Consider the following 8562-nt stretch of genomic DNA (forward strand, 5'->3'; position numbering starts at 1 on the left):
CGCGACAGGCGGCTGCCCACCGCAGACTCATGGAACGGATCAGCCCGGCGCGGCGCACGAGACACACCCCGCAGCGCCGCGGGCACGGTGCTCTAATGGATCGTGGAGAGCCCCCAAGGTTCCGGCGTCGAACGCGGTTATCGAGTCGCCGGGCGTGAGCGGCGAGGATACAGGGGCGCTTCACCGGCAGGACGACGCCTGAACCGCCGGTAATTCCAGAAATACTGCTCCGGGCAACGGCGAATCAGGCCCTCCACGGCATCACTGAGCACCTGGGTCCCGACCTGTGGATCGGGGTCGGCCACGGCTGCCGGGACGGCGATGAAATGAATCCGGTACCCGCGCCCCCACGGCAAACGCTCCGCGAAACAGAGAATCACCGGAACCTTGGCTTTGTTGGCCAGACGGGCCAGCAAAACCGGCGTATGGGTCATACAGCCGAAATGCCGGACGAAGACACCGCCGACTCGGGGGTCCTGGTCCGGCAGCAGTCCCGCCAACTCCTTGCGGCGCAGCGCGGCCATGAGCGCCCTTACACCGCCTTGGTCAGCCGGCTCGAGCCGTGCGCCCAGATGCTGACGCCGGGCATGGATCCACGCATCGAGCGCGCCTTCCTGAGGTCGATACAGCGCGGTGAGCGGATAGCGCGTTGCCAGATACTGGCTGACGATCTCCCAGCAGCCCAGATGCGGCGTCGCGACAATGGCACCGCCCTGCGCCAGCGCCTCCCCGATCAGTGATTCGCCGCACGTTTCGCGGACCAAGGTTTCCACGCCGCGCCGGTCCGCACTCAAGACCTTGCCGAACTCGAACACCAGGCGCCCCAGATGCGCCATGGATCGGCGTCGTAACCGCACGCGCCAAGCGCTCGTCTGATCAGGAAAACAAACCCCCAGATTGATGTCGACCATCGTCCGCAACCGGGAGGGAAACCACGCCAATGCGCCCCCCAAGACTCCGCCCGCCAGATGCAGCACCGGTAAGGGCAGCAGCGCCAAAGCGCGCAGAGACAAGATGCGAATGTCCGCCATAATGTGAAGTGCCACCAAGGATCGGGACGGTCATTCTCCGAGTCGATCGCGACGCTGTCCACCGGAGGTGCGGCCGGCTGTCGCAAACGATGCGCTGTCGGTCCACCGCCTTTCCCTTATAATACGCCCCCCACCTGCCTTGCGGCCCTGCCGCGTCGAGCCCCTCGTGATCGAAAAACTTCGCAACATCGCCATCATCGCCCACGTCGACCATGGGAAAACCACCCTCGTCGACCAATTGCTGCGCCAATCCGGCACCCTCCAGGAACGCACCGGCGGCGGCGAACGGGTCATGGACTCCAACGACCTGGAAAAGGAACGCGGCATCACCATCCTGGCCAAGAACACGGCCATCCGCTGGGGTGACTACCGGATCAACATCGTCGATACGCCGGGACACGCCGACTTCGGCGGCGAAGTCGAGCGCGTGCTATCGATGGTGGACTCGGTATTGCTGCTGGTCGACGCCGTCGACGGCCCCATGCCACAAACCCGTTTCGTGACGCAGAAGGCCTTTGCGCTTGGCCTCAAGCCCATCGTCGTGATCAACAAGATCGACCGGCCCGGCGCGCGCCCGGACTGGGTGCTGGATCAGACCTTCGATCTGTTCGACCGTCTGGGCGCCACCGAAGAGCAGCTCGATTTCCCCGTCGTCTACGCTTCGGCGCTCAAGGGTTTCTCCGGCCTCGAACCCGATGTGACGGAAGGCAACATGGAACCCCTGTTCCAGATGATCGTCGACCGTGTTTCGCCGCCCGATGTGGACCCCAACGGGCCGTTCCAGATGCAGATCAGCAGCCTGGACTACAACAGCTACGTTGGTCTCATCGGCATCGGCCGTATCAAGCGGGGCCGCATCAAGAGCAATACGCCCGTCACCGTGATCGACACCGAGGGTGGACGCCGGCCAGGACGTGTACTGCAGATCCTGGGTTTCATGGGCCTCGAACGGGTCGAATTCCCCGAAGCCACCGCGGGCGACATCATCGCCTTCACCGGCATGGAACAGCTCAACATCTCCGACACCCTCTGCGACCCCACCCAGGTCGAAGCGCTGCCCCCGCTCACGGTCGACGAGCCGACGGTGAGCATGAACTTCGTGGTGAACACCTCCCCGTTCGCCGGCCGCGAGGGCAAGTACGTCACCTCGCGCCAGCTGCGCGAACGGTTACAGCGCGAACTCAAGCACAACGTCGCGCTGCGTGTGGAAGACACCGACGACCCGGACAAATTCAAGGTGTCCGGCCGCGGCGAACTGCATCTGTCGATCCTCATCGAGAACATGCGCCGCGAAGGCTATGAACTCGGCGTGTCACGCCCTGAGGTGATCATCAAGGAAATCGACGGACAGAAAAGCGAGCCGTTCGAGGCCCTGACCGTCGATGTCGAGGAATCGAGCCAGGGCAAGGTGATGGAAAAACTCGGCGAGCGGGGCGGCGAGTTGCGCGACATGGTCCCGGATGGCAAAGGCCGCGTGCGACTCGACTACATCATCCCCGCGCGCGGACTGATCGGTTTCCAGACCGAGTTCATGACTGCCACCAGCGGCACCGGCCTCATCTACCACATCTTCGACCACTACGGCCCGATCCGAAAGGGTGCGCTGGCCGCGCGCAACAACGGTGTGCTGATCGCCAACGGGCCGGGCAAGGCGCTGGCCTATGCCCTGTTCAATTTGCAGGAGCGCGGGCGCCTGTTCATCGGACATGGCGAAGAGGTCTACGAAGGCATGGTCATCGGGATCCACTCGCGCGACAACGATCTGGTGGTCAATCCGCTCAAAGCCAAGCAGCTCACCAACATCCGCGCTGCAGGATCGGATGAGAACATCACTCTCACCCCGCCCATCCGACTCAGCCTGGAGCAGGCGCTGGAATTCATCAACGATGACGAACTGGTCGAAGTCACCCCCAAGGCCATCCGCGTGCGCAAGCGATTCTTAAAGGAACATGAACGCAAGCGGGCTTCGCGCAGCGACGATTGATTCCAGGGCAGGAAAATCCCACGAGAACGGCCGGCGATTCCCTGTCGCCGGCCGGTAAGACGGCGCGATGACTCCGCCCGCCCTCATATGCGGCGACTAAGGCACCGGCGCTTCCAACCACGCAATCGCCGTCGCCTCGTCCCGGAACAGCCGCACTCCATAGCCCGCATTCTGCGTGAACGTCTCGACGAAATCGTGGCGGTGATCCCAGAGGGCGACCAGCATGGCCGAACGGACGTCGCGCTGCAGATCGAGCGCGGTCATATCGGCGTTGGCAAAGTGATAGTTCTGAACGGTATTGGCAAGGTTCGGTGCATTGCGTACATCGACCAGAAATCGCTTGATACCGTGAGCGCGGCGTGCCGCATCGAGCGCCACGAAAATGCCAGCGCGGTATTGATGGTAACCGGCTTGTTGACGCGGCAAATGAGATACCGGCCGCAGTCCGAGATGCTGATTGCATGACTCATTGCTATTCCATGAGTGATCAGCGCAACGTATTGGCCGTTACCGTGGGCGCCGAGCGAATCCCACCACAGGCCGCCCCAGGCTGACTGAACCCGCCGGTGGTCAGCGAAGCGGTCGGACGATCCCAGTCGTGGGGGCGTCGGTCGGCCTGAAGCCATCGGTTCCGGTCAGCTCGGAAACGCGGCTCCCTTCCGGCCGCCTCCCTCAAACAATGGGATCGTGCACCGTCACAAGCTTGGTACCATCCGGAAACGTCGCTTCGACCTGAACCTCGAGCAGCATCTCGGGAATGCCCGGCATCACCTGATCACGCGTGAGCAGGCCGCGCCCCGTATCCATCAGTTCGGCAACCGTACGTCCGTCGCGTGCCCCTTCGAGAATGGCCGCACTGATGTAGGCCACGGCTTCAGGATAGTTCAACTTGACACCGCGGGCGAGGCGGCGTTCGGCAAGCAGCGCGGCGGTGAACAGCAGCAGCTTGTCTTTCTCGCGGGGCGTGAGTTCCATGACATCTCCGGTTCAACAGGTCGCAGCGATCGATCCGGGCATCCTGACCGAAGCACGGGCCATCGGCAAGGATCGCTGCGTCAGGTAGCCCAGATCCGCGGTGATATCGCGTCGCGACCCAACAACGCGGGCCGCACCAGCGTCCACGCCTTCACGAACAGGGCGCGCGCCTCGGCCGCACTCGGCCCGCGGTAGCGCAGCGCCAGCACGCGCGGCAAGCGGCTCAAGCCCCAATGCGCCGGATCGGCAACCGCGACAAGCTCGGCACGCAATGACTCAGTGAGCCGTGGAGGCGCGTCGAGCGCGAGCCAAGTCCCCATCACGGGCTGCTGGGCCAACCCCCACGGCGCTGTCATGAGCGCCCCGCCACCGACATAGCGTCCGCGCTCGACGAAGAGCGGCGCGCCGCTCTCCCACAGCTCCAAGGCGATCCCACCGTGCCCGGCATCGAACCGTTCCGCGCCGTGGGGACGGCCGAAACAGACGATTTCCCATCCCAGGAAACGCCCACCGGGAATCAGATCGACCCGAGTTCGGGAACGAAGACGCGCCCCCGAAAACAGAATGGTTTCCTGCGGCAGCCATTCGAGCGAGGCCCGGTGGGCGATGTGGAAGCCCTGGCGCTGTTCGGCCGTGGCGCCGGCGCTGCGATACACCTTGCCCGCCGCCGGTGTGGTGATGAGCGCCTGCGCCCCCTCATCGAGGGCAGCGGTCAGCTCGAGGCGATCACCGCCCACCAGCCCGCCGGGGGGGTGCAGCAGGGTGACCTGGCATACCGAAGCACCCTCGGGATAGAACGGCCGCTGGACGGTGAGCGGGCCGCGGCGGCGCCGTCTTGCCAGCACAGTCGCATCACCGCGCGCCGCGAAGCCCAGTGACAACTCGCCCACCCACCCATCGGCCTGGGGCGTTGAACCGGGGAGATGCGATGCCAGCACACCCCCATCATGATCATCCGGCGCAATCACCACCCGCCCTGTACCCACGCCACACCCAGCCCCATGGCGGCCAACGCCAGCGCCACCCGCAAGGCACTCGCCAGACGCGGCAGACGCCCCTGCAGGAGTCCCAGACCACCGCCCAGGACGTTGCCGAATATCATCATCGCCAGCAGCACACCGCTCCCGAACAACACCAGATAGCTCATGCCGATCCAGGGATCCGGAGCACCGGCCAACGGCGCCAGCGCCAGCAGCGAGGCCGAGCCAGCCGTGCCATGCAGCAACCCCACTGCCACGGCGCGGCGACCGTGGTGCGCCGGCAAGCCGGCGACATGAAGATGGGAAGCGCCGTTGGCGTCATGGCGATGCCAGCGGATCGGCGCCTCGCCGGAAAATACGGACCAGAGCGCCCCGACGCCGAGGACGATCAGCACCCAGCCGACCAGATATTCCGCCCCTTCGGCGATCTGTGCCGGCACCGCCATCCCGGCCAGCAACACCAGCGCGCCGATCGCCAGCAGCGCAACACCATGCCCCAATGCCCAGCGGGCACAGAAGCTCAGCGAGGCCCGCCGGCCCGAGCCAGCCCGAGCCCGGTTCAGGTTGGCCACCGCAAGCACATGATCCGGGTCCAGGGCATGCAGCAGGCCAAGGCCAAATCCGGTAGCGAGCAGCAGGGGTAACGGTGTCGACATGCTGAACTCCTCAGGCACTCCAGCCACGAATGATGGACCGGTGGGATCCGAGTTTGCCATAAGCGACCAGGGTCGCCGAGCACATCGACGATGGTGCGGGTGGCCAGCAGCGCCGTGATTTCCGATTGATCATAGGGCGGCGACACCTCGACGACTTCCATACCGCAGATCCCCTCCTTGGCGACCGCGCTCAACAAATAGAGGATCTCACGCGACAGAAGATTGCCGGGCTCCGGCCGGCCGGTAGCGGAAGCAGAAGAAGGATGGCTGATGGCCGAACGTCATGCTCGCGTGCGCGGGCGTCTGCTCGATGCCCCCAAACCCCATCGCTGACCCCGCACCTGAACCCTGCCCATAGACTGAGTATTTCCGCTGTTGAAACACGGGGCGGCGCAAGCCCGGCGCTATTCGCGGTCCGCCTTCCAGCGCTGCATTTCCTCATCGATGAAATGCGCCACCAGATCCGCATAGAGCTTTTCGATCATGTCGGCGTTCAGCCCCTCCTCCACGGCCCATTCCCGCCGCCTCGCCAGCATGGCTGTCAATCGTTCCGGGGCTTTGACGGACGTTGCGGACGTCTTGAACTTCGCCGCCGCCAATACGTATTGGTAGCGCCGCCCGATCAAACCGACGACGGCCCGATCGATCCGGTCGATTTCGGCGCGAATGTCATCCATTCCGCCGCATTCGTCAGGCTGAAGCAGATTTCGCAGTTCCATGATCACTTCCTGAGTAGAGGCATCACGACGCCGAGTCTATAGAAGCATCATGAATGTGCCACACCGTATGCCATGTCTTCGTTGGAGAACATCATCATGATCAGTCAACGCTATCCGGTAGATTTGCCCATCTCAGCTCAGGATTTTGCGGATTCGGGCTGGAAGGAAGCAATTTCTGGAACACCGCGCGAAGGGTATGAGGCGATGTGGCAGGCGTTTTCCACTGCCGCGCGTGACGCAATCGAACAGGGTCGCCATGAGCATGGAAAGGTACTCTGGCTGCTTGCCGACGCCTGCTCGATGAAGCTTTCGCCGTCGAGTCCGAACGAACCCTTCAAGCCCTTTGCCATGATTCATGACCGACGAACAGTCATTCCCGATGATCTGACGAATGCAGATGTCCTGTCCTTTGTAAAGATCGTCGATGCGGTAGACGACGACTGGCTGAAGGCGCGGCTCAGCGATCTGGTCTGGCTGAAGGGCCAGCCACGCAACCAAATGTTCGCGCTGAAGGCCATCGATGCTTATCGATCCATTCCACTCGATATGGAGACCTGGATTGAAGATGGAAAGGAGTGTTGGGAGCGAGCCATTCGCTTGGCACAGACGCTCAAGGGCGGTGCTGAAGACCGATTGGAGCAAATGGAGGCGTCGATCATTGCCGCATTCAAGGCAGCAACCCGGGCTGATGGTTTCCTTGGATTCTGGTTGGCTGACCTGTTGAAATCGAACTGCCTGGGACGAGTTCACCGAGCCGAGGTGGCAAGCAAGCTGGAAACCTTGGCCCACGGATTCGACGGTGAAGGCGAGCGGTACAAGGCGCGAGAGTATTTCTCTGCGGCTGCCAAATGGCACAAAGCCATCCCTGACGAGGTCAAAGCAGCCGAAATGACGGTGGCCGTCGCAGAGGGCTGGGTCAAGGAAGCCATCGCACGATCCGCGTCGGAAAGTCCAAGCCACATGGTGGCCGCGAGTTTCTATGAGAACGCCATCCAGACTTATCGAACGATTCCCAGGGCTGAGCGCCACGCACCGGGTGGATGAACGAATCGCTGAGCTGCGAGCTCACCTGAACGACTCAGGTGAAAGATCGTTGGGGGAGATGGGCCTCATCCAAACACCCGGTGTCGACCTCACCCAGATCGTCGAGAATGCAAGACAATCCGTCACCGGGAAATCAGCACAAGAAGCGTTGCTCGCATTTGCAAATCTGTATGGTGATGCAAACGCAGAAGAATTGCGTCGCAGGGCGCTGCAACGGATGCGCCTGCATTCCTTGCAGTCGCTCTTTGCCGGGACGGTGCTGAGCCGTGATGGCCGGGTCATTGCCAAGCATCCCGCGATGAGCTTAGGTGGAGAGTTGACGGAGGACGATGAGACAGCCATCCGCGCCGAGATGATCCGCGACTACGGCATCCTGGTCAGCATCATGGTGCAAGGTGGCATTTGGCCAGCCTTGGAAGTGCTCTTATTGGAACATCGGCTATGCGAAGGCGATTTCGTCGAAGTGTCGCGCCCGTCGCCCCTTGTGCCCAAGGAGCGTGCTGGGCTTTTTGGCAAGGCGTTGTTTGCCGGTTATGAGCGTGACTTCGTTACCGCGCTGCATCTGTTGGTGCCGCAGATTGAGCACATGGTTCGCGTGCATCTCAAGGAGGCCGGAGCCCAGACAACGAATCTGGACAAAGACGGCATTCAGAGCGAGAACGGCATGAACACCTTGATGGAATTGCCGGAAGTCGACCGGGTGTTCGGCAAGAATTTGACCTTTGAGCTTAAGTCGTTGTTCTGTGATGCCTTCGGCCCCAATTTGCGCAACGAGTTGGCCCATGGACTGCTCGATGAAGCAGAGTGCCGCTCGCCGTATGCCATCTATGCGTGGTGGCGGGCATTGCGACTCACCTTCAAGCCATGGTGGCACGCCGCACACAACAACTCAGCGAGAGACAAGTCGGATGAGGGCGGCTGACCACCACCAATAGCGATTTTTTTTATCGCAGCATGCCTCCACAGTCCTCGTGCGATCACCGTCTTGGGACACGCCCTATTCCGGATAACCGGGATGCTGGTCCAACATGCCCGTTTGGTCCATCATCCTCCCGCATGCCGGCAGCACGATAAGGAGATCAGGCATTGAAGTATCGCGATCTGCGGGAGTTCATGGCCCATCTGGAGCGGCAGGGGGAGCTGAAACGCATCACCGCGCCGGTCGATCCGCAC

At 62.6% G+C, this 8562-nt stretch carries 10 protein-coding genes; 3 read left to right on the plus strand and 7 right to left on the minus strand.

The window, feature by feature from the left end:
* Positions 1 to 137: 137 nt before the first annotated feature.
* Positions 138 to 1031, minus strand: coding sequence for a lysophospholipid acyltransferase family protein (locus tag E4680_RS11040; protein ID WP_135282471.1), 894 nt, complete (start codon positions 1029 to 1031; stop codon positions 138 to 140).
* Between the two features lie 166 nt (positions 1032 to 1197).
* Here E4680_RS11040 and typA point away from each other — a divergent pair, with 166 nt between their 5' ends.
* Positions 1198 to 3015 carry a translational GTPase TypA gene (gene typA / locus E4680_RS11045; protein ID WP_135282472.1) on the plus strand — a complete coding sequence of 606 codons (1818 nt, stop codon included), beginning with the start codon at positions 1198 to 1200 and terminating at the stop codon, positions 3013 to 3015.
* Between the two features lie 96 nt (positions 3016 to 3111).
* Here typA and E4680_RS11050 read toward each other — a convergent pair whose 3' ends face one another.
* The 6 genes from E4680_RS11050 to E4680_RS11070 all read right to left on the minus strand — a co-directional run bounded on the left by E4680_RS11050 (position 3112) and on the right by E4680_RS11070 (position 6345).
* Entirely contained in the window at positions 3112 to 3441 is a 330-nt protein-coding gene (locus tag E4680_RS11050) for a hypothetical protein (protein ID WP_135282473.1), read from the minus strand.
* A gap of 246 nt (positions 3442 to 3687) precedes the next feature.
* Positions 3688 to 3990 carry an urease subunit gamma gene (ureA, locus tag E4680_RS11055; RefSeq protein WP_135282474.1) on the minus strand — a complete coding sequence of 101 codons (303 nt, stop codon included), beginning with the start codon at positions 3988 to 3990 and terminating at the stop codon, positions 3688 to 3690.
* A gap of 80 nt (positions 3991 to 4070) precedes the next feature.
* Positions 4071 to 4976 carry an urease accessory protein UreD gene (locus E4680_RS11060; RefSeq protein WP_167792480.1) on the minus strand — a complete coding sequence of 302 codons (906 nt, stop codon included), beginning with the start codon at positions 4974 to 4976 and terminating at the stop codon, positions 4071 to 4073.
* Complete coding sequence (locus E4680_RS14085) at positions 4955 to 5626, minus strand: sulfite exporter TauE/SafE family protein (protein ID WP_167792481.1); 672 nt, start codon at positions 5624 to 5626, stop codon at positions 4955 to 4957. The genes E4680_RS11060 and E4680_RS14085 overlap by 22 nt, the downstream gene beginning before the upstream one ends.
* Positions 5530 to 5898, minus strand: coding sequence for an arginase family protein (locus tag E4680_RS14635; protein ID WP_205688913.1), 369 nt, complete (start codon positions 5896 to 5898; stop codon positions 5530 to 5532). The genes E4680_RS14085 and E4680_RS14635 overlap by 97 nt, the downstream gene beginning before the upstream one ends.
* 132 nt (positions 5899 to 6030) lie before the next feature.
* Entirely contained in the window at positions 6031 to 6345 is a 315-nt protein-coding gene (locus E4680_RS11070; RefSeq protein ID WP_135282476.1) for an isochorismate lyase, read from the minus strand.
* Positions 6346 to 6441: 96 nt separating this feature from the next.
* On the opposite strand from E4680_RS11070, the gene E4680_RS14310 reads away from it, so the two are divergent.
* Complete coding sequence (locus E4680_RS14310; RefSeq protein WP_205688907.1) at positions 6442 to 7389, plus strand: DUF7380 domain-containing protein; 948 nt, start codon at positions 6442 to 6444, stop codon at positions 7387 to 7389.
* A gap of 58 nt (positions 7390 to 7447) precedes the next feature.
* A complete protein-coding gene (locus tag E4680_RS14315) occupies positions 7448 to 8311 on the plus strand; it encodes a DUF4209 domain-containing protein (RefSeq protein ID WP_205688908.1) in 864 nt (287 codons plus the stop codon).
* The last annotated feature ends 251 nt before the right edge of the window (positions 8312 to 8562 follow it).

The sequence above is a fragment of the Candidatus Macondimonas diazotrophica genome (assembly GCF_004684205.1).
Classification (GTDB): domain Bacteria; phylum Pseudomonadota; class Gammaproteobacteria; order UBA5335; family UBA5335; genus Macondimonas; species Macondimonas diazotrophica.